The organism is Diaphorobacter caeni (assembly GCF_015354245.1).
Classification (GTDB): Bacteria; Pseudomonadota; Gammaproteobacteria; order Burkholderiales; family Burkholderiaceae_C; genus Diaphorobacter_A; species Diaphorobacter_A caeni.
Genome location: NZ_JADKYZ010000002.1, coordinates 608831 through 630985 on the forward strand (window position 1 = coordinate 608831; position 22155 = coordinate 630985).

General features: G+C 62.4%; 11 protein-coding genes. 4 read left to right on the forward strand and 7 right to left on the reverse strand.

What is annotated here, in order from left to right; genetic code table 11:
- Nucleotides 1-60: 60 nt before the first annotated feature.
- Together ISG32_RS06680 and ISG32_RS06685 are read right to left on the reverse strand one after the other, a co-directional pair.
- Nucleotides 61-1587, reverse strand: coding sequence for an AMP-binding protein (locus tag ISG32_RS06680; protein ID WP_194770214.1), 1527 nt, complete (start codon nucleotides 1585-1587; stop codon nucleotides 61-63).
- On the reverse strand, nucleotides 1584-2750 hold the full coding sequence (locus ISG32_RS06685) for an acetyl-CoA acetyltransferase (RefSeq protein ID WP_194770215.1): 1167 nt from the start codon (nucleotides 2748-2750) through the stop codon (nucleotides 1584-1586). The genes ISG32_RS06680 and ISG32_RS06685 overlap by 4 nt, the downstream gene beginning before the upstream one ends.
- 114 nt (nucleotides 2751-2864) lie before the next feature.
- Between ISG32_RS06685 and alkB the strand changes: the two genes are divergently transcribed.
- From alkB to ISG32_RS06705, 4 genes are all read left to right on the forward strand, one after another.
- The gene (alkB, locus tag ISG32_RS06690) at nucleotides 2865-3515 is read left to right on the forward strand and encodes a DNA oxidative demethylase AlkB (protein ID WP_194770216.1); all 651 of its coding nucleotides are present in this window, start codon (nucleotides 2865-2867) and stop codon (nucleotides 3513-3515) included.
- Between the two features lie 147 nt (nucleotides 3516-3662).
- On the forward strand, nucleotides 3663-4031 hold the full coding sequence (locus ISG32_RS06695) for a response regulator (protein ID WP_194770217.1): 369 nt from the start codon (nucleotides 3663-3665) through the stop codon (nucleotides 4029-4031).
- A gap of 110 nt (nucleotides 4032-4141) precedes the next feature.
- On the forward strand, nucleotides 4142-4723 hold the full coding sequence (locus ISG32_RS06700) for a DJ-1/PfpI family protein (RefSeq protein WP_194770218.1): 582 nt from the start codon (nucleotides 4142-4144) through the stop codon (nucleotides 4721-4723).
- 193 nt (nucleotides 4724-4916) lie between these two features.
- Nucleotides 4917-5291 carry a ribbon-helix-helix domain-containing protein gene (locus ISG32_RS06705; RefSeq protein ID WP_194770219.1) on the forward strand — a complete coding sequence of 125 codons (375 nt, stop codon included), beginning with the start codon at nucleotides 4917-4919 and terminating at the stop codon, nucleotides 5289-5291.
- Between the two features lie 12 nt (nucleotides 5292-5303).
- Here the strand turns inward: ISG32_RS06705 and ISG32_RS06710 are convergent, their stop codons facing one another.
- From ISG32_RS06710 to ISG32_RS06730, 5 genes are all read right to left on the reverse strand, one after another.
- Nucleotides 5304-5939: a flavin reductase family protein gene (locus tag ISG32_RS06710; protein ID WP_194770220.1), complete on the reverse strand. Its 636-nt coding sequence runs from the start codon at nucleotides 5937-5939 to the stop codon at nucleotides 5304-5306.
- Between the two features lie 231 nt (nucleotides 5940-6170).
- Entirely contained in the window at nucleotides 6171-7517 is a 1347-nt protein-coding gene (locus tag ISG32_RS06715) for an HlyD family type I secretion periplasmic adaptor subunit (protein ID WP_407645031.1), read from the reverse strand.
- Nucleotides 7518-7521: 4 nt separating this feature from the next.
- Nucleotides 7522-9639, reverse strand: a complete 2118-nt coding sequence (locus ISG32_RS06720) for a type I secretion system permease/ATPase (protein WP_194770221.1) — start codon at nucleotides 9637-9639, stop codon at nucleotides 7522-7524.
- A gap of 83 nt (nucleotides 9640-9722) precedes the next feature.
- Nucleotides 9723-10967, reverse strand: a complete 1245-nt coding sequence (locus ISG32_RS06725; protein ID WP_228529624.1) for a TolC family protein — start codon at nucleotides 10965-10967, stop codon at nucleotides 9723-9725.
- A gap of 847 nt (nucleotides 10968-11814) precedes the next feature.
- Nucleotides 11815-20736, reverse strand: a complete 8922-nt coding sequence (locus ISG32_RS06730; protein ID WP_228529625.1) for an Ig-like domain-containing protein — start codon at nucleotides 20734-20736, stop codon at nucleotides 11815-11817.
- Nucleotides 20737-22155: the final 1419 nt, after the last annotated feature.

A 22155-nucleotide genomic window follows, 5' to 3' on the forward strand; every position in this document is an offset into this window, starting at 1 on the left:
CCTGCATGAAGCCGTTTACCTGCGCGCGATGGCGTGCGGCATGGATCGCACAATCATCGCTCAATCGGCCTTGGCAAGCCAGTCGCGCAACTCGGTCTTGAGCACCTTGCCGTAGCTGTTCTTCGGCAGCGCCGGCACAAAGCGGTAGGCCTTGGGCCGCTTGAAGCGCGCGATGTGGTCGAGGCACAGCGCGTCGAGTTCGGCATCCTCGGGGCGAGCACCGTCGGCCGCGACGAGGAAGGCGATGACGACCTCGCCCCAGTCCGCATCGCGCTGACCGACCACCGCCACCTCGCTGATCTGTGGATGCATGAGCAGCACCTCTTCCACTTCGCGTGGATAGATGTTGGAGCCGCCCGAGATGATGACGTCCTTGGAGCGGTCGCGCAGCGTGAGAAAGCCGTCGGCGTCCATGCTCGCGACATCGCCCGTGTGCAGCCAGCCGCCACGCAGCGTGGATTGCGTGGAGGACTCGTTGGCCCAGTAGCCCGCCATCACCGCATCGCCCCGCACGGCCACTTCTCCGAGCTCGCCGACCGGCACCTCGCAGTCATTCGCATCGACCACGCGCACCTCGACGCATGCATGCGCCTTGCCGACTGACGCGATGCGCTCGGCCCAGCGGGGGTGCCCGGTCTCCGCGATCTGCTCGCGGGCGAGTGCGGTGATCGTCATCGGGCATTCGCCCTGACCGTAAATCTGCACGAACTTCTGACCCATGGTGTCGAGCGCGTCGCGCAGGTCTTCGACATACATCGGTCCACCGCCATAAACGATGGTCTTGAAGGCCTCCACATCGGCCTCGACACGACGGACGTGCTCGACGAGGCGATGCACCATCGTGGGCGCGGCGAACAGGCTCAGATGGCCGACGCTGGCCGCCAGTTCCACCAGTTCGGCCGGATCGAAGCCGCCCGACACGGGCACCACATGCCTCGCGCCGCGCAGCATGTGCGCATAGTTGTAGAGGCCCGCGCCGTGCGACATGGGCGCGGCGTAGACCATCGCGTCATGCGCCTGCACGTCATCCACGTCCGTGAAGTAGGCCATGGTCGTTGCAAGCAGGTTGCGGTGCGTCTGCATCACTCCCTTGGGCCTGCCCGTGGTGCCCGAGGTGTAGAACAGCGAGGCCACGTCGTCAGGGCGCCTGTCCTCCATCACGAGCGGACTGGCATCGCTCACCGCCGCCTGCCAGTCCGTGTCGCCGAAGACCAGCAGAGCATTTGGCGATGCACCCGCGTCCAAGGCCGAATCGCGCAGTTCGGGCGACACGCAGACCGCACGCGCGCCGGAGTTTTCGAGCACGTAGGCCAGCTCCTTGCTGTGCAGTTTGTAGTTCACCGGCACCGAGATCGCACCGGCCCAGTGGATGGCGTGCAGCGCCTCCAGATACTGCGTGCAGTTGGCCGAGAAGATGGCCACGCGGTCACCTGGCTGCACGCCGCAGCGCGCGCGCAGATGAGCGGCCAGACGCGCCACGCGACCCGCGAGCGTGTGGTAGTCGCAGACCGGCTGCGCGCCCAAGAACACGGCGGAGCGCTCTCCATGCGCGAGTGCCGTGCGATGAAGCAGCTGGGAAATGTTCATCGCGCGCGCTCCAGAACGCTCACGTAATTGGCCACCGCCGAGCCGCCCATGTTGAACACCGCCCCAAGCCGGGGATCGCGCACCTGGATGTCGCCCGCCTCGCCCATGAGCTGCATGGCGGACAGCACATGCATGGAGACGCCGGTCGCGCCGATGGGGTGGCCCTTGGCCTTGAGGCCGCCGGACGCGTTGACCGGCAGGCGGCCATCGCGCATCACGGTGCCGTCCTCGAGCACCCGGTGCCCCTCTCCTGTGGCCGCCAGTCCCATGGCCTCGTAGGTGAGCAGTTCGGCGATGGTGAAGCAGTCGTGCACCTCGGCGAACGAGAGATCATTCACGCCTACGCCCGCATGCTGAAGCGACTGCTGCCATGCGCGGCGCGGGCCTTCGAACTGCACCACATCGCGACCTTTCATCGGCAGGTAGTCGTTGACCTGAGCGCGCGAGCGAAATCGCACTGCGCGCGGGAAGTCGGCGAGCGCGTCGTCGCTCGCGAGAATCAGCGCGGCTGCGCCATCCGAGACCAGCGAACAGTCGGTCTTGCGCAGCGGCGCGGCGATCATCGGGTTCTTGTCGGAGACCGTGTTGCAGAACTCGAAGCCCAGATCTCGCCGCATGTGCGCCCATGGATTGAGCGCGCCGTTAGCGTGGTTCTTGGCGGCGATGCGCGCAAGCGCCGCGCTGTGGTCGCCATGGCGCGCAAAGTACTCCTGCGCAATCCCGCCGAAGATGCCGGGGAAGCCACCATCGCCCGCCTGCACCTCGCCCGAGTAGCCGCAATCGCCCAGAATGCGCGTGACTTCCGCGCCGCTCACCGCCGTCATCTTCTCGGCGCCGACCACCAGCGCGACGCGCGCGCGGCCGGCCTCGATGGCGTCGCACGCCGCATACACCGCGGCCGAACCCGAGGCGCAGGCGTTCTCCAGCCGCGTGGCGGGCTTCCAGCGCAGAGCGGGGTCGGCCTGCAGCGCCAGCGAGGACGCGAAGATGTCGGGCGCGAAGCCGCCGTTGAGATTGCCAAGCCAGATGCCGTCCACCGCCTGGCCGTCAATGCCCGCATGCGCCATGGCCTGCGAAGCCGATTCCGTAATCAGTTGCTGAAGCGACAGGCCGTCCAGCTTGCCAAAGGGCAGATGCGCCCAACCCACGATTGCCACACCCATGTCCATCTCCTTGATTGGGGTTGTTCCGTGCATGCATGGTACGAAGCCGCCAAGCCAGCGTACAGTCGCGCAACTACACTAGGGTTTACGCTGAATCCATCCACCCACGCCGTCATGACCGCCGATCTCTTCGCTGACGACTCCGCCGCATCCGAGCCCTTGAGACTTGGCGAAGAGGCCGTGCTGCTCAGAGGCTTCGCGCTCGACCAGGCCGATGCGCTGCTCGCGGACATCACCGCCATCACCACGCGCGCGCCGTTCCGGCACATGGTCACGCCGGGTGGCAAATCCATGTCGGTGGCGACCAGCAGCTGCGGCGATCTCGGCTGGGTGAGCGATCTGCACGGCTATCGATACGCGAGCGCAGACCCGCTGACCGACCTGCCCTGGCCAGCGACGCCCGAACGCTGGCTCGATCTGGCGGAGCGCGCCAAGCGGGCCGCCGGCTTTGCAGACAGCAGCGCCCCTGACGCCTGCCTCATCAACCGCTATGCGCCTGGCGCGCGACTGTCGCTGCATCAGGACCGCGACGAGCGCGACTTCGGAGTGCCCATCGTCTCCGTGTCGCTGGGCTTGTCTGCCGTGTTTCTGTGGGGCGGAAACCGGCGCGCGGATCCGTACCGCACAATGGTTCTGTCGCATGGCGACGTTCTGCTCTGGGGCGGCGTGGACCGCCTGCGTTTTCATGGCGTGAAGCCGGTGGCGCAAGATGCGTCGTGCCGATGGGAACATCGGTTCAACATCACCATGCGCAAGGCCGCCTGACGCCGTGCGTTGCGCACCGTCTCCCTTTGCCATGTAGGGCTTTGGCCGCGCGGAATGGTCGGCTGTCGGCAACGGGCTAGGATTTCAGGCCGCTTCCACTCGATTCGGCCATTTCTTCTTTTCCGCTCTCAACACAGAAGGACCTGCGTGCGCGTTCTATACGTCGAAGACAACGACCAGCTCAGAGAATCCATCACCCTGCTGCTGCAGGACGATGGCCGTGAGGTATGCCCCTGCACGACTGCCGAGGAGGCGCTGGAACTGGACGCGCCACGGCCCTTCGATCTGGTGATCACCGACGTCACGCTGCCCGGCCTCTCGGGGCTGGAACTGAGCGCCCGCCTGCTGGACGCCGACATCGCGCGCTGGATCGTGCTGTGCAGCGGCTACCAGCTCGACGAGCAGATCCGCGATCTGGGAGGCGCCAACGTGCGCGCACTGGTCAAGCCCTTTGGCATCGACGAACTCGAGTCGCTCGTGGACTCCGTGCAGACCGCGCTGGACCAGGCGCGCTGAATCTCCTCACCGCACCCCGCATGTAGTAAGCGGATAACACCCGCGCACGCCCAAGCCTGTCGACAATGCCGGAAACCGATTCCCCATTGCACACCACACAGGAGACAGACATGGCAGGCAAGAAGATTCTGATGATCTGCGGCGACTACTGCGAGGACTACGAGACCATGGTGCCCTTTCAGGCGCTGCTGGCCGTGGGCCACACCGTGCACGCCGTGTGCCCCGACAAGGCGGCGGGCGACAGCATCAAGACGGCGATCCACGACTTCGAGGGCGCGCAGACCTACAGCGAAAAGCCCGGTCACAACTTCACGCTCAACGCCACCTTCAGCGCAGTGAAGGCAGAGGACTACGACGCGCTCGTCATCCCCGGCGGACGCGGCCCCGAGTATCTGCGCACCTACCCGGCCGTGGTCGCGGCCGTGCGCCATTTCTTCGACGCCAACAAGCCGGTGGCGGCCGTCTGCCACGGCGCGCAGCTGCTCGCGGGCGCGGGCGTGCTCAAGGGCCGCACCTGCTCGGCCTACCCCGCCTGCCGCGTCGAAGTGGAACTGGCCGGCGGCACCTATGCCGACATCGCCATTGACAAGGCCCACACCGACGGTAACCTGGTCTCGTCTCCCGCATGGCCCGCTCACCCCGACTGGATCGCCCAGTTTCTCAGCCTGCTGGGCACTCGCATTCAGCATTGAGAAGCGCCCGGCGGACCTCGCCTGAGCCGCACCCGCTCCGTTCGCGAAGCGAGGTGCCGTGCTCCATGCGCCATTGACGCCGTTCGCGAAACCAGTCGCACTGCCGTTCGCGGATGCCGTCATTTGCGCGATGGAGGAATGAATGCACAATGCGGTGGCCCTTTCACCCTCAAGAGTACGAAGGAGACATGCCATGTGCGAGGTATTCATCAGCGCGGACCCGAACCTCTACGCCAGCCGCGCGCGCTCGGTGCGGCTGCACGGCGTGGTGACCAGCATCCGTCTGGAAAACCTGTTCTGGAAAGTGCTCGAAGAAATCGCCACGCGCGACGGCATGAGCGTGCCCCAGCTTTGCGCGCGCCTGCATGACGAACTGCAGGAGGCCCACGGCAGCGTGGAAAACTTCACCTCGTTCCTGCGCGTGTGCTGCGGCCGCTACCTCGCGCTGCAGCTCGCGGGTGGCATTCCGCAGGATCGCTCCATCCCGATCCGCAGCCTCAACGCGCAGCAGGTGCTGGACACGGAGCGCCAGACGCCAGCGACACACGCCATGCGGCGCACCGCTTGAGCGAACCGTTGGTCAGTCCTGGGACTGCTCAACATCAACATCAACATCAACATCAACATCGACCGCATCACCGATCGCGTAGAAGTGTCCGCCGGCAATGTAGTGCAGGCTGCGCAACGCATCGGGCGCGCTCTCGAACAGCCAGTGCCCATCGCGAAACACCCGTGAATCGGCCCATGCGCCTACGATCTCTCCAATGAACAGGTCGTAGGCCGCCTGATTGTGCGGCTCGCTGACGAGCCTGCAGGCCATCCACGCCGAGCACCCGTCGACCAACGGCAGATCGCACTCCGGCAGCTCAAGCCACTCGACACCGGCGCGCTCCAGCTTGTCCGCCTCGTTCAGGGCACTGTGCGTTCCCACATGGTGCACCAGCCGCGCCTGCGCACGCGTAGGCACCTGAATCACGAACTCCCCGCTTTGCTCCACCAGCGCCCGCGTGCGCGTCGCCTTGTCGATCACCACCGTGAGCTTGGGAGGCGAGTAATCCAAAGCACATGCCCAGGCCGCCGCCATCACATTCGATTCACCGGCATGCCGTGCGGACACCAGCACCGTCGGACCATGGTTGAGCAGTCGATAGGCCTTGGAAAGATCGACGGGCAGGACAAACGAAGAAGAAGAAGAAGAAGAAGAAACAGAAGACATGAAAGACCCGGAGGAGAACCCAAAGACTTCAAAGTATCGCCCAGGACGGCGGCCCACAGATGACCACGAGTGCCCAAGGCATCGGGTGGCATCGGGAAGCGTCGGAGGGGTACAGGAGCACACGAAACATCCAGTGGTCACGAGCACCCAATCAAAACAAAAAGTGCCTGAAGACATGGAGCCTTCAAGCACTTTCCAACTTCTGGATTCATCCATCCTGACGCGTCCGAGTCACCTTTCTCGCAGAGCCTCTCGGCCCTTGTTGAAAGGCTTGATCAGATACTGCATGACCGTCTTGCTGCCGGTAAGAATTTCCACCGACGCGATCATCCCCGGGCTGATCGGAAACACCTTGTCCTCGCGCTTCAGATGATCCGCCTCCGTGCGTATGAACACGCGGTAGTAGTACTGATCGCGCTTCACATCATCCTGAATCGTGTCGGGCGAGATCGTCACCACCTTGGCGGGCAGACCTCCGTAGATCGAATAGTCGTACGCCGTGATCTTGACCGTGGCCGTCTGGCCAGGGTGGATGAAGGCAATGTCGCGTGGAGAGATGCGGGCTTCCACCAGCAACTTCTCGTCGAGCGGCACGATCTCCATCAGCTTGCCGTTGGGCGGAACCACGCCGCCGACCGTGGTGATCGCGATGTCCTTGACCACGCCACGCACCGGCGAAGTGAAGGTCAACCGCGTCAGCGCATCGGCTCGGCCACGGGTCACCTGCCGCAGCGATTCGATTTCCGCATTCGCCTTGGCCAGATCCTCGCGCGCCTTCACGAGATACTGACTGCGTGCATCAGCGATGCGGGTGGTCAGATCGTTGGCCTGACGCTTCAAGCGCAGCACTTCGACGTCGCTTGCGGCGCCGCGCACCACCAGCGGTTCGGTCAGCGACAGCTCCTTGCGCACCAGCATCAGCGCTTCCTGCAGACCCGAAATCGTTCCGGAAAGCCCTTCACGCCGCGAGTCATAGAGCGCCGTTTCCGTGCGCACCAGATCGGCGTCCGCGCGCACGTCGTCCGGAAACTTCAGCGGCGTGCCGTTCACTTCGGCATACAGACGCGCCGAGGTCGCCTGCGCCGCGCGCATGCGCACCGCGCTTTCCTGCACCGTGGCCTCGCTCTTGGTCCGGTCGAGCTGGGCCAGCACCTCGCCCGCCTCGACGATGTCGCCTTCCTTGACCTTGAGCTCCACCAGAATGCCTCCTTCCAGCGACTGGATGACCTGCTCCCGCGAAGAAGGAATCACCTTGCCCGTGCCGGTTGATACCTCTGAGAGTTCGAACGCAGTGGCCCAGATCGCAAACGCCGCAACCATCAGCGCCGCGATCCAGACGATCAGAAAGGGAAGCGGCATGCCCACGCGCTTGCTCGGTGAATTCACCGGCATCGGCGGCATCTTGCGCATCATCGGCCCGCCCCCTCCACCAGCGCCGACATGTTTGACGTTCACCGTCATTTTCTGAGGAGCCACGCTTTTCGCGGCACTCGCAGCCTTGTCCGCCGTTGCCTGCGCATCCGGCTGGGATTGGATTTGCCCGACAAGCATGGGCTCGGGCCTTTCGTTCGCGTTCATCGCGTCATGCCTTGCCATTTGTCAACTCTCCCAACACATGCTTTTTCGGGCCATCCATCACCACACGACCGTTGTCCAGAATGATGACGCGATCCACCCACTGCAGCACCTGCATGCGATGGGTGGCGACGATCAGGGTGCGCGGGGCGAGCCACGGCGTCAGAGATTCGATCACCTGATGCTCGGTCACCTCGTCGAAATGGGCCGTCGGCTCATCAAGCAACAACACCGAAGGCTGGCGCACGATGGTGCGCGCCAGCAGCAGCGCCTGGCGCTGTCCGCCGGACAGGCCAAGACCACCTTCCTGAATCATTTCGTCCAGCCCTTCCGGACGCCCCTGGACCAATGCCAGGCCGCCCGACATGCGCAGCGCCTCCAGCAGTTCCTGATCATTCGCCATCGGTCGACCCAACACGAGGTTTTCGCGGATGGTCCCGTAGAACAGGTTGGAGTTCTGCGCAAGCAACCCGATGTCGCGGCGCACATCCTGCGGATCGATCAAGGCCAGGTCGAGACCATCCAGGCTGATGCTTCCCGCACTCGGCTTGTACATCCCCGCGAAGAGCTGCAGCAGCGTCGACTTGCCCGCCCCCATGCGCCCCAGCACGGCGATCTTTTCGCCGGGCTGCACGCGCAGATTGGGCAGCTCGAGCGCGGGACGCCTGGCTTCTTCGGAATACTGGAAGCGCACACCCGTCGTGCGGTAGTTGCCGTGCACATGCGCGACATGCACGCGGCGGGCCTCGTCCGGCACATCCACGGGTCGCTCCATGAGCTTGTTGAGGCCTTCGCGTGCCACCTTGGCCTGCTGCCAACGGGACAGCAGGCTGGAGATCTGGGCCATCGGCGAGACCATGCGCGAAGACAGGATCGAGCTGCCCACGAGCGCGCCGGTCGTCATGTCGCCGTTCATCACGCGATAGCAGCCCACCAGCAGCACGACGGCGTAGACCACGCCCTGAATCTCCTGTGTCCACGTCATCAGCGTGTTGGTCAGAAAGCGCTGGCGCATGCCGATGTCGGCCGACACCATGTTCACATGGTTCCAGCGGTTCTGAAAACGCGGCTCCGCGCGCAGCGACTTGATGTCGTCGAGTCCTTGCACCGCCTCCACCAGCATCGCGTTGCGCAGCGCCGATTCGCGCATGCCGGCGTTGGCCAGTCGCGCGAGCGGACGCTGGGCCAGCAAACCGGGCAGCAGCAGCAGCGGCAGCGCGGCCAGCGGAATCCACACCAACTGCCCGCCGATCAGCCACAGCACGCCAAGGAACAGGAAGAAGAACGGAATGTCGGCCGCGGCCCCGATGGTCGTCGACGTCAGAAGCTCGCGCACCTGATCAATCTCGCGGATCTGGGCGATGAAACTGCCCGTCGATTTGGGGCGCGCGTCATAGCGCAGTCGCAGCGCGCGGCCGAAAACCGTCTCGGATATCTGCAGATCGGCGCGCTTGCCGAGGATGTCGATGATGTAGGTGCGACACAGCCGCATCAGAAACTCGAACGCCATGGCGAGCATGACTCCGCCGAACAGCACCCAGAGCGTGGCTTCGGACTGCGAGGGCACGACGCGGTCATAGACCTGCATCGAAAACACCATGCCCGACAGCGCGAGCACGTTGGCCACCAGCGATGCCAGCACGACCTCGCCATAGCGATGCCAGTCCTTGAGAGCGATCTTCCAGAACCAGCTGGGTTTCCAGGGTTTGATGTACTCATCGACGCGAGCATCGGGCACATCGGCCAATGGGCGCAGCAGTGCAGCGCGCACGACGAGCGTCTTGAGCTCAGCACCGTCCATGACGGTCTCGACGCCCCGCTCGCCGCTGAAAGCGATGGCGACCCTGTTCTGCGCGTCGACAGTGCGGATCACGCCCACACGTCCATCGGCAAACTCCACCACCACCGGCAGGCGCCATGCATCGAGCAGCGAGGCATCGAAGCTTGACAGCCGAAGGCTCAGGCCCATCTGGCGAGCCATGATTTCGAGCAGCGTTTCAAGTGCCGTGCCGCTCTCCCACGCCAGCGCCACCCTGGCATTTTCGGCCGACGCACCTATGCCGTAGTGGCGACCGACAGCCAGCATCGCATCAAGCCATGCCGTGTATTGTTTTGGCAATTCCATCTCTGTTCAACTCCTGGCAGCGACCGCAGAAGGCATGCGCCACATCATTCGGTTATGCGATTTCGAGCAAGTCCCATCGGCGGTCACGGCAGCAGTTCCATACCTTGGATGATCTTGTTGTTCAATCCGAAGAATTCGCGCAGACGCCCCGTTGCGGCGAGGTACTCGAGGCGGTATTGCCACAGGTCGTGCATCAGGCCCTGCGCATCGGAGTCCGCCTGGTGGATTTCCTGCTCCGCGTTCAGCAGATCCAGAATCGAGCGCGTGCCAAGCTGATACTGCTCGCGATAGAGGTCACGCACCGACAGGATGCTTTGCTTGCGATGCTCCACGTCGGCCAGACGTGCCTGACCACCCAGCGCCAACTCCTTCCATGCGCGAGATTGATCGCCTGCCTGCAGCAGAGCTGTCTCGATGCGCTCGCGCGTGGCGACCTCTTCGGCAGCCGCGGCATTGATCTGCGCATCCGCAGCACCGCCCTGATACAGCGGAACCGACAGGTTGATTTGCAGCGAGTGGTACATGCCGCGCCGCTCGTAGGTGTTGGGATTGACGCCCTTGAGCGCCTTGTTGCCCGCCGCGTCAAGCGTGATCGTGGGCCACTTCGAGGCACGCGTGCTGACGAGCTGCGCCTTGGCCGCCTGCCGTTCCGCCTGAACCATCAGCACGTCGGGCAGCAGCTGGAAATCCGGCGTTCCGCTCATCCACAGCGCATCGTCTTCCAGACCGGGCAAGACAGAAACCCTGCGCGCACCGGCCTCACCGACAAAAGTGCGCAGCTTCTGGCGCCACTGAGCAAGCTCGGACGACATCTGTCCCAAGTGGGCCCGCGCGCCCTGAGCCCGTGCGCGCGCCTGAATCGGATCCGCCTTCGTGCTCAGGCCCGCGTTGGCTCGCAACTCTGCCAGCTCCAGCACTTTGTCCACCGCATCGACCTGCGTTCGTGCCGTGTCCGTCAGGGCCTGATAGCGATGCACCATCAGCACCGCCTCCGCCGTACTGCGAGAGATCACGTCAATCTGCTTGATGACCATGGCCTGCTGGCGCCGCACCAGTGCCTGGCTGCGGCCGACCTGGCTGTCCACCTTGCCGAAGTCATACAGCATCTGTGACGCCGAAATGTTCGCCAGCAGGCTGCCGCCGCCCGTGCTCGATGAATTGCTGGTTCCGGTGCCCATGCCTGCCCGAATCTGCGGGTAGTACCCTGCCTTGGCGTAGTCCACCCCAGCCGTCTGCTGCGCAAGCGTCGCCACCGCATCGGTGATGGAGGGGTGCTGCTGAACGGCCAGTTGCACTGCACTCGCCATGGGCAGCAAGCCGGCAGGCATGCGATCCTTCGTCAAGGGCCGAGGCGCGGGCGCGTCCACCTCGGTCGCCAGACTGGATGGCGCCAGTTTCCTGCTCTCGGCTGGGATGGGCGAACTCACCGACGGCACCCCGCTCTCCGTTTCGCCTCCATGCTCGCCCGTACGTTCGCCCCTGTGCTCACCTTTGAGCGCTGCCGACGTCTGTGCGCCCGCATCCATATTGGTCTGCGCACAAGCCGATGAATACGCGAAGGAAAGCATCGGAGACACCACCAGCAGGATGGTTGCCGCCCCGAGCCTACTCCCCTCTCGGCGCCCATTGACCTGCTGGCCTACTGACCCGTCTAAATGTTTGGAACTAATTTTCATATCCCTCGGATATTTTCCAAATTAATGCATGCAAATAATCCAACATGCACTCAACACACAATGCACAAATACGCGCCATATCCATCCAATGACAACAATGCAGCGCAACCCCATTCAAATACAAACTGAAATCTCTTCCCCATAGGAAAGCCAAACCCGGAAAACCACATAGACCGGGGAAATTCGATGGGGAACAGTTGGAAGTCGATGCGAATGAGATTTCAAACACAAATCACCGAATTCAATCAATTCAGATTCACTCATCGCGACACACATCACATATTAATATCAGCCCAGAAAAACAGGGGATGCACTTATTAAATTTAAAAATTAATCAATCACAAAAACTCTTCTTCATAAACAAAGCTTTTTTTTCACGCACAAAAATGCACCTTTCGTCATGAATACAAAAGGTGCAATTTCAATGAAAATCGACTTCAAATGAGGAAACCGAGGGGTTGCGGACTATTCACAAGTCCCCAACCCCTCGTCCGCTTCATCAGATCAGAGAGATCTGATGATTGGCCAGCAAGGTCGCCAAGTCGGTTTCCACACCGGTCAGCGTCACAAGAGTCGTGGACGAGAACGTTCCGCCCGCGCCATCCCGGTCAATGCTCACCATCGTGTTGCCACCCGAGGTCGTCACCGACAGGTACTGCGCGATGTTGTCGCCGGCGTTGATGGTCGCAACGCCGTTGATGTACTTCGAAGCAAATTGCCCGTCGACCGTCGGCGTGTAGCCCACCAGCAGATCGCTCACATCGATGCGGTCCGCATTCGCGGTCGCCTCCCATGTTCCGACCTTGAAGCCGTTCACCACGTCAGAGCCGTTGCCACCCGTCGCGTTGTTCGCGTTGAGCAGCTTGTACATCAGCGTGTCGTTGCCACCGTTCGTCAGGTTGAAGGTGTCATTGCCACCACGACCGTCGAAGTAGTTGTTGCCCGCGTTGTCGGTGAAGGTGTCATTGCCGGAGGCCCCCGCAATCCCTTCGATTTCGCGGAACGTATGCGTGCCAAAGCCCGTGTTCTGGGCCGTCGCAAGCGACAGGTTCACCTGGATCGCAGCGCTGCCCGCAGCCTTGTAGTCAACGATGTCCAGGCCACCGGTGTCGCTCCACGATTTCACGCCCGAGATTTCCGTCGTGCCGCCGCCACCCGTGAAGATGTCGGTGCCCTGAGTCGCCATGAACGTATCGTTGTAGCCCGAACCGACAATGCCGTTGCCGACATTGGCATTGTTCGATGCCGTGGCGGACTCTGTCGTCAGCACATAGGCACTGTTGGCCGCGCCCGCCGAGATCCCTCCCCACGAAGAGTTCACGATCTCGACCGTATTGCTGCCCACGGAGCTCACCCCACCCACGTCTGCCGCAGCACCACTCTCGCTGCGCAGAATGACCACGCTATAGGTTGCGCTTGCATCCAGCCCGTAGAAGTCAACGATGGCGGTGCTGTCATTGGTCTGGTTGCCCGACTGCGGGTTGATGGTCTGGGTACCGACCACCGCACCCGTTGCCTCGTTGACGAGTTGAACGGTGTTGCCATAGAGCGAATTTATGCCGCCTTTATCGAGAATCCGGAAATGCAGGGACGTGCCATCCGCCACCTGGTTCTTGTTTTCGATATAGGTCGTTTTGCCCTGCTGTGTGAAAGCCAACAGATCACGATCACCATCCCAGTCGATATCTATCGCCACCGCGCCCGTCACCGGATTGGCGGAGGAACCAATCGTGCTCGTACCCACCTGCGTCAGCAGATTGGTCGTCGCGAAACTGGTTGCGGTACCGGTCGTCGTGTTGGTGTACAAGTTGATCGGACCCGTCTGCGCTGCCGCAGAGATGCCAATCGCAATGCCTCCGGCCATGCCAGGCAGTTCGATGACGTCCATCTTGCCGTCGTGGTTCCAATCCAGTGCGATGGACGCGCCACCAGCCAGCGTATCGCCGAAGGTGTACATGCCCGCTGCGGTGGGCGTTCCCACGCCGTCGCCATTCGCATCGCTGAACACCAGCTTGCCGGTGCCGTCGTTCATGTAGATGCGGCTTGCGTATTCGGCGTTGGAATTGGCTGCGCCGCTGGGACTGCTTGTGCTTTCGCTGCCGCGACCCAGGAACAGATCCATGTACCCGTCACCGTTGAAGTCCGCCCATGTCATCGCCACACCATTGCCGATGGCAGGATCAGAGTCGTCTCCACGTTGGAACACGTTTTCGACGATTTGACTGACGTTCCACGCACCGGTGTTCGTACCGTTGACCACCACCAGGCGCGCATTGTTGGTGCTGTTGGCACCGCTGGCATTCACCACCGATCCATTGGGCGCAACAATGTTCTGGCTATGCATCACGAAGTCGACAACGCCATCGTTGTTGATGTCGACGCCAGAGAGCTCCATGTCCGGCTGAGACTGGTTTTGAGCCGTCGGAGCCTGGTACCCTGCCGCACCGATTGCATAGGAGTTCGCAAACGCCCCGTCTTTGCTCATGCCGGTCACTGTGCCGTCGTTGTTCAAAACGATCTGGGAACCGTAGCCACCGCGGATGTCCGTGTCATTGGGTGTCTGGTCACCAATCACCATGTCGACATAGCCATCACCGTTCTTGTCGATGGCCACAATGCCACCGTACCAGCTCCATGTGTTTGCACTTCCTGCCGTGTTCGCGTCACCCGCAAAACTGCCAGTCTGGGGTGAAGTCGTGAACGCTCCCACCTGATAGGCCGCATACGTGGATCCGTTGTAGTAGAACATCTGCTGACCGTCGTCATAGACGCTGTCCACCGCGAACAGGTCCATATAGCCATCGCGGTTGTAGTCGATGAAGGTCGCGTTCTGCACATAGCTGGCCCCTGAATAGCCAGCACCGGAGTTGCTCACCAGCTTCGTCGTGGAGAAGTCGCCCAGAGAGGAAGACGACGTCGCTGTCGAATCCAGCATGGTCTGGTTGCTATGGATGCGCCACAGACCATCCTCGCTCAAGGTTACCGCCGTCGCCTTCTGGTTGGAATCACCACCGCCAGCACCCACAGTCACCACCGGCGTAGGCGCGACCACCAACTCGTTTGTCGTTGCATCCGACGTGATTGCCACGCCGTCCGCGCCGTACAGCACCGCCGTCACATCGTACGTCCTCACCGTCAGCGCATTGGCATCCGGAATCTGCACATACCACGTGTTGTTCAGCGGATCGACCACTACCGCGCCCGTCTGCGAGCTGTACGTCACGCCATTGACCGTCACCTGAACATACTCGCCCGGCTGGATTTCAAAGCCGACGGAACCGGCGATGATGGGGGTCGTGTCCAGAGTATTCTGCGCTTGCACCACGACGACGAGGTCGACGTTGATGGTCAGCGACGCGTTCGCGCCCTGGTTGCCTGCAGCATCGACGACCTTCGCCACATAGGTATGTGTCGAGTTGTCGGCAAGCTGGTCGGGCAGCACGAAGGTCCAGTTGTTGCCCGTGACCGTGGCGTGGCCCAGCAGAGTTGTGCCCTCGTAAATGTCCACGGTTTCGTTGGCCGCGAGCGCTGTGCTCAACGCACCCTTGAGCAGCGGTGTGCGGTCGTCCGTGGTCGTGCCAGTGCCGAAATCGCCCTGAGCTGCACCTACGTTGTCGTTGTACAGGATGGTCGTCGTCGTGGTCGGGGCCACAGTGTCCACGCTCAGCGTGAATGCCGTGGATGCCGAGCCCTCCGCACCGCTGTCGCTCGTGACGACTGCGGTGTAGCTGTAGCTCTGGCCGTTGGCCAGGCCGCTGAGCGCGTACGTCCAGCCCGTTCCCGCTGCGTCGACCGTAGCGTTGCCCAACAGGGTCGTGCCCTGGTAGATGCGCACGGTCTCGCCCGCTGCGATGGCCGCACTCAGTGAGCCGTTCAGCACCGGAGTGGTGTCGTCCGTCGTAGTGCCCGACGCATAGTTGCCCTGCAGTGCGCCGACGTTGTCGGAGTACGTGTCGATGGTGGTCGTGACCTCCGGCGCGCTGGTGTTCACGGTGAGGGTGAACACTGGCGATTTGCCCGTCGTGCTTGCATTGCCTGCCTGATCGACCACCAGCGCGGTGTAGTTGTAGGTCGCGTCGGCGAGATCATGGAGCTGGTAGGTCCAGCCCGTGCCCATGACCGTTGCCGTACCCAGCAATGTATTGCCCTGGTAGATCTGAACGGAGTCTCCCACGCTCAGTCCGTACTGCAAGGTCCCCCGGAGCAGCGGCGAGGTGTCGTCCGTCGTCGTGCCCGAATCCATGGCGTTGTTCACTACGGAACCGGCGTCATCCACGTAGCTGTCGATGGTGACCATCACGCTCGGAGCGTTCGTGTCCACCGTGAGAGAGAACGTGTTCGACAGCGGCCCCACATTGCCAGCCGCATCCACAACCTTGGCTACATACTGGTAGGTGGTTGCATCCACCAGACCGCTGAGCTGCAGATGCCAGCTGTTGTCGGTTGCATTGACGCTCGCCTCGCCCACAAGCACGCTGTCCGAGCCCACGATGCGGTACACGAGCACCTGCTCTCCAGCGCCCAGAGCCGCTGGAATGGAGCCGTTCAGCACCGGCGCGGTATCGTCGGTGACCGTGGCGTTGCCATAGTCACTCTGCAGCGTTCCTTGGTCGTCCGTGTAGCTGATGATGGTCGGCGCGCTCGTCGATGCGCTCGAGTCTTCAGTCAACGTGAACACGTTGGAAGTCAGGCCCTTGTTGCCGGCCTCGTCAACGATCACAGCCGTATAGCTGTGAGCGCCTGCAGTCAGCGCGTTGAGCTGGAACGTCCAGGCACCGCTCGCCACGGTAGCCTCGCCCAACAGCGTTGCACCCTCGTAGATACGCACCACGTCGCCCGAGACAAGACCCGCTACGCTGCCCTTGAGCAGTGGCGATGGATCATTGGTCGTCGTGTTGTTTCCGAAGTCGCCGTCGTTTGGCGTGACGTTGTCTTCGTACGCAGTGATCTCGATTTGGTACTCTGCCGTGTTGCTCGGCGGGACGGTGTCGAGCTTCACCAGCGCCTGCGCGCTGGCCGGATTGCCCAATTGATCCGTCACCTGTGCCGTCACGGTGATCGTGCCTTCGTTCAAGGTGCTCAGGTCTGCCGGTGCAGCCGTCCACGCATTGTTGTTGATGGTAGCTACGGCATTGACGCTGTTGACGCCATCCGTGAACGTCACGTTCACGGTCAGCCCGTTCGCGATGTTCGCCGTGGTGCCACTCACCACCACATCAGACACTTCCGCCGCATTGACGATGTTGTCGCCTTCGATCGGCGCATCAAGCCAGATGCCGGACACGCTGGTATCCACCGTGTAGGTCTGTGCCGCCGTCTTGACGCCTTCGTTGCCTGCAGCGTCCGCCATGGTGGCCGTCACCTGCAGCGTCTTGTCCGCATCGGCTGCAAGGGCTGCACCGGGGACGCTCACGCTCCAGGTCGTGCCCGTCACGGTGGCCTCGTAGGTCGCGCCGTTCAGGCTCACCTGCACGCTCGTGGCCGTCACGTCCGCCGGTACGCCAACGAGCGTGCCCGTGAGGGTCACCGCTGCGCTCTGCGCCTCGGCTGCGTTCACGACGTTGTCCGCCGTCACCGGGTTCACCGTGAGCGTGACTGCGCTCATGTCCGGCGCCGTCGTGTCCAGGTTCACCACGAACGGTGTGCCTGGCGCGCTTTCGTTGCCCGCCGCATCCACGCTGGTGGTCGTGAACTGGTGCTCGCCATCGGCGGTGAGCGCCGGGGCCGTGTACGACCAGCTGCCGTCCGGCTGCACCGTGGTGCTGCCAACGAGCGTTCCGTCCACGTACACGTTGACGAGGTCGCCCGCCGTACCCGTGCCGCTGAGCGTCGGAGTGGTGTCGTCGGTGACGCCGCCGCTCACGAGGTCGCCCTGGTGGCTGCCCACGTCATCCACCGCCTTGCCGATCGCCGGCACGCTGGAGGCCTGGGTGTCCACCGTCAGCGTGAAGCTGGCCGTGGCCGTGACATTGGCCGCATTGGTGCTGCTGGCCACGTAGCTGTGCGTGCCCTCCGCCTGCACCGGCAGGCTCACGCTCCAGTGGCCCGTGGCGTCCGCCACGACACTGGCGACCGCCGTCGTGCCTTCGTGGATGGTCACCAGCTGCCCCGCGTTGGCCTTGCCCGCAAACGTCGGTGTGCTGTCGTTGGTGGTGCCTCCGTCGGCGATCGCTCCCGTGATCGCCTGCACGTCGTCCTGCACGCTGCTGATGGTCAGCTCCAGCGTGCTGGTGTCCACCGTGAAGTCCAGCGCCGGGCTCGGTGCGCTTGTGTTGCCCGCCGCATCGGTGAGCGTGCTCGTCAGGCTGTGGCTGCCCTCCGCCAGCTCCTGCGCCGGCGTGAAGCTCCAGGTGCCATCCGGCTGCACGGTGGCCGTGCCGATCGGCGCGCCGTTGTCCATGATGGTGACCGTCTCGCCCGGCTGGCCCGTGCCGCTGAGGGTGGGCGTCGCGTCGTCCGTGGTGCCGCCTGCCGTGATCACGCCGGGCGTGTTCACGTTGTCGGTGGCCACCGGTGCTGCCGGTGTGGCCGGGGCCACGGTGTCCACCACGAGCGGGTACGCTCCCGTCGGTGCGCTCTCCACGCTTGCTGCGTTGGTGCTGGTGGCCGTCAGGCTGTGGCTGCCCTCGCCCAGGGCGCTGACTTCCACGCTCCAGTGGCCTTGCGGATCCACCACCGCGCTGCCAACGGCCGTGCTGCCGTCGTACACCGTCACCGTGGTGCCGGCCGTGCCCGTGCCCGAGAGCACCGGGGTGTTGTCGCTGGTCACCGCATCCTTCTGGATGTTCTTGAGCGCGCCCGTGTCGTTGGCCGACACGTCCGTGATCGAGGGGGCGGCCGGAGCCACGCCGTCAAACGTGAAGGCGATCTCGCCGGTCTCCGCGCCCGCGTTGCCTGCTGCGTCCACCGGACGCAGCGTGAAGCTGTGGTCCGTGCCCGTGATCGGGGTGCCCGGCGCCACGCTGAACGTGCCGTCCGCATTCACCGTCGCCGTGCCGATCACCACGCCGTTGTCCAGCAGCTCGACCGTCGCAACGCCCGCCGCCGCCGTGCCCGTGTAGGTCGGTGTGCTGTCGTCCGTCGTCTCGCCCGCAAGGATCGGGCTCTGGTCATCGCCCACGTTGTCTTCCAGCACCAGGCCGCCCAGGCTGCCGTCCGGCGGCGCAACCGTGTCGGACGCCTGCGATGCGCTGGCCGCCGTGTTGGGGTTGCCTGCCAGATCATGCGCCGCGCCTGCCGACACGCTCACGATGATCGTGCCAGCATCACCCTCGTGCGGTGTGACCCGCAGCGTGTACACGCCGGGCGAAATCTGCGTGAATTGACCCGCGTCGCCTCCGCTGACTGCGATGTCGCTTGCGTCGAATCCTTCGACCTCCTCGCTGAAGGTGAAAGTGAAAGTGACGACACCGTTCTGGCCGAGCGTGCCTGCGACATCATCGGTGATCGTCAGCGTGGGAGCCACGCCGTCGACGGTCGCCTGCGTCTCTCCGCTGACGTTGCCTGCGGGGTCCGTTGCGATCACTGTGACGATGCCGCCATCGGTCAAGTTTCCGGGGTTCGGAACTTCAAAGCTGCCGTCCGGACCAGCGGTCACGGAATCCTTCGTGCCGTCGGGATAGGTCACGGTCACGGTCGCGCCCGGCTCGGCCTCGCCAGTGATCGGCTGGGTTGGGCCCACAGGATCGACCGTCGGCGCGGGAGGCGCCACGGCATCCACGGTCGCGGTGGCTTCATCGCTGACATTGCCCGAAGGATCTGTTGCAGTCGCTGTGATCTTGTCGCCGTCCGTGAGATCGCCCGGATTGGGGATGGTGAAGCTGCCGTCCGGACCAGCGGTCACGGAATCCTTCGTGCCGTCGGGATAGGTCACGGTCACGGTCGAGCCAGGCTCAGCGGTGCCGGTGATGGGGTCTTTGCCGTTCACCAGATCCATGTCGGGCACCGCCGGTGCCGACGTGTCGACGGGTGGCTGCTCCGGCGTACCGCCATCGACGGTGGCAGTTGCTTCGCCGCTGGTGTTGCCGGCAGGATCGGTGGCAGTGACGGTGATCTTTTCTCCGTCTTCAAGCCCGCCGGCATTGGGCACTTCAAAGCTGCCGTCCTTGCCGGTGGTCACGGTCGCTGTCGAGCCGTCGGGGAAGGTCACGGTCACGGTGGAGTCGGGCTCGGCCTTGCCGGTGATCGGTTCATCCGGGGTCACGGTGTTCACGGTAGGAACGTTGGGAGCGATCGCATCGATGGTCACGCTGGCTTCGCCGCTGGTATTGCCCGAGGAGTCGGTGGCTGTCACGGTGATCTTGTCGCCGTCGTCGAGGCCGCCGGGGTTGGGGAGGACAAAGCCGCCATCTGCACCAGCAGTCGCGGTCGCCGTCGAGCCATCGGGGAATTTCACGGTCACGGTCGAGCCGGGTTCGGCCGTGCCGGTGATGGGGTCCTTGGCATTGGCTGGGTCCACGGTCGGAGTGGGCGGCGCGATGGCGTCGACCGTTGCCGTGGCCTCTCCGCTGGTGTTTCCAGCCGCGTCAGTCGCCGTCGCGGTGATCCGGTCTCCATCTCCGAGGCCTGGATTGGCCACCGAGAACGTGCCGTCCTCGCCGACCTGTGCGGTTGTCGTCGAGCCATCGGGGAATTTCACGGTCACGGTCGAGCCGGGTTCGGCGTGTCCAGTGATTGCATCATGTCCGTTGACTGGATCCATGGTCGGCGCATTGGGTGCCACCGCATCCACCGTCGCCACGGCGGGGTCGCTCACGCCGCCGGACGAGTCCGTGGCGACGACCGAGACGATGTCGCCATCTTTCAGTCCCGGATTGGGAACCGAGTACTTGCCGTCCGCACCTGCCGTCGCCGTGGCGGTCGTGCCGTCGGGGAAGGTCACGGTCACGGTCGAACCAGCGGTGGCCACCCCCGTGATGGGGTCCTTGCCGTTCACCGGATGGATCTCGGGCAACGGCAGTTTGACGGGCTGAGACGAATCCGACCCACCGATGCTCGAACCCACGGCCAGCAGCGCTGCCATGCCGGCCGCCCAGGTCAGCACCAGCGGAACGGCCGCGTTGTCCGATTCTGCCAGCAACGGCTCTATCGAATAGAGATTCGAGTAGCTGTAGCCAAGCGCCCCCTCGCCCTCCCCGAACGAGGCGAGCCACAGGCCTTCCTGGTCATCCTCCAGCACCAGGTTGCTCTGGCCACCCTCCAGCTGGGCAAAGAAGTCCTGCACGGTGATGACCTCGCCGTTGTGCAGCTGGATGATCAGATCCTTGCCATTGCGGATCATTTCCTTGACATCCGCGCGTGTGACCCCGACTTGGACCACCGACGCATCCGACAGACGGAATTCGGCCGGCATGCCGTATTTGGAAACTGCGGATTTCTTCGAAATGACAACGATATCCACGTGACCTGCAGAAGAAGACATAAAAAAGCTCACTTAAAAAATTGAAAAACGGGCAATCTCATAGACCACAGAGAGCCTGACGACAGATTTCATGAAATCAAAAGATGCGCTCCACTCGGGCGCCACTCACTCATTCAATTTATTGACCCCATTGAACCGTGCAAGAAGAACAGGATTCATCGAATTTATTCGAGGTCAATATCAAATATTCCCCGACGCGAATAAACGAAGGGCCACAGATTACCGAGACATATCACCAAACATTTGACGCAACTCAAATCAGAACCGAGCCAATCGACTCCATGCATTTAGTTAACACACTTCTTAAGCCATTGACCTCAGTTAACAAATAACCCATTCAAAACCGAGAAAGGAAATGCTCCGCGATTAACCTGCCGCATCCGAATTTAGGGATCAACTGCTTCACTCGATTCCCTCCATGCATCAAGAAATCAATTCACCCGATAGAGCATCAACATCCAATGCCTGACGACTTATTGCTCATCGGGCATGTGGCGAATTAAATCATTCCTCAACAGATTTCATTGATCTGAGTGGGCGCAAGAGACAATTCTTTAAATACGCTCTTCAAAACATAAGAATCAGTGAGTTGTACCCACAGGCGCGAGATATTTTCCAACCCACTCAATTGCGCACACCGATCGATACCCCATCGCTGCAACAACAAATCAGTCCTTGAAAAAAGAAAGCCGACTCAATGCAAACAGAGAGATGCCCGCGGGCAAAAATACACACTCAGTTTATGCAAATCTCACTGCCACTCAGATAGTAATCTTGATGGCACTCTATTGATGCATCACTAGGACTTCACCACAAGGGATTCTCTTGATGTATCAAAAGTCATTCATGCAAACATGATCTCAATGATCAAAAATCACAAAGAAAAATCCTGAGAAATTGGCATTCAAGTGGATTTACTTGAATAAATGAGTAAAAGATGTGATTCGATTGAATATGCGAGTATTTCAACTCACTCAAATTTCACTTAATTTGAATGATTCATTGACAAAGCGCATTGATTCATTCGATACCAAAATCCCACCAAAATGCTGAAATCAGGAAAGTGCACTCCAACTTCCGCAATGGCGCTCCATTGAGGATGGGCACAAAACTGATGTATTCGGGAGACAGATTTCCAGACGGTGCGCTGAAAACCACCGCAGACTTGATGCGGGTTCAGAAATGGCGTCTCAGATGGAGCGCCAAGGACTCGTGTTCACGCCGCCTCGAAAGATAGCAGGCAGGAGCAGGAGCGTGCCGCGCGAGGTGGGGCGAGGTGGGGCGAACCGGGGCAAGGCGACGGAATGCGCTCGTTCCGGCATTCCGTCGGTTCAGCCGCGCCAGACTGCTCTGGCTGGCGCGGCGATTGATTTTCAAGCGCGCATTGCGCGGTTTGCAGGCTCCTTGGTGGGGCACCTG